This window comes from Pantoea sp. OVA07A (assembly GCF_019969975.1).
Classification (GTDB): Bacteria; Pseudomonadota; Gammaproteobacteria; order Enterobacterales; family Enterobacteriaceae; genus Pantoea; species Pantoea agglomerans.
Genome location: NZ_JAHXYM010000027.1, coordinates 1 through 473, shown reverse-complemented (window position 1 = coordinate 473; position 473 = coordinate 1). Strand labels below are relative to the sequence as shown.

At 68.9% G+C, this 473-nt stretch carries 1 protein-coding gene and 1 pseudogene; one reads left to right on the top strand and one right to left on the bottom strand.

The genetic code is table 11. The features are described 5' to 3' along the window. Nucleotides 1–184, top strand: a pseudogene (locus tag LC417_RS22325) (transcriptional regulator); the annotation flags it as partial. 92 nt (nt 185–276) lie between these two features. Here the strand turns inward: LC417_RS22325 and LC417_RS22320 are convergent. Then, on the bottom strand, nt 277–473 hold a 197-nt coding region (locus tag LC417_RS22320), incomplete at its 5' end, for a helix-turn-helix domain-containing protein (protein ID WP_223566365.1).

Here is a 473-nt window from a genome sequence, read left to right as displayed (position 1 = left end):
CCGTCCGCGAGCGGTCAAGCACTTCGTCCACCCGGAACTGGGTGCTCTCGAGCTGGAATGCCAGACGCTCTTCGAACCGGAGCAGTCCCACGCGCTTCTCGTCTACACGGCCGCTCCGGGGAGCGAGAGTCGGGAGAAGCTGCGCCTGCTCTCCGTCATCGGCGCGGAGAGCTTCTCAGTGTGACCAACCCCGGGAGCAGGCGAAGGCGCTCATCTCCGTGATGTCGGGGCCCGCTCTCGGAGCTGCGCCTGCGACGGAACCGGTCAGCCGCAGGGTCATTCCGGATGCTGTGAGGGCCGGTACCTGCCGGGGGTCATGCCGACCAGCGGGGTGAACTGCTCGATGAACTGACTGCTCGTCGCCCATCCGCACGCCGCGGCCGTGTCGGTCACGGAGGCTCCGTCGGCGAGCAGGACGAGCGCGCGGTGCACCCGCAGCTGGAGTCGCCACTGCCGGTAGCCCATGCCGGTCT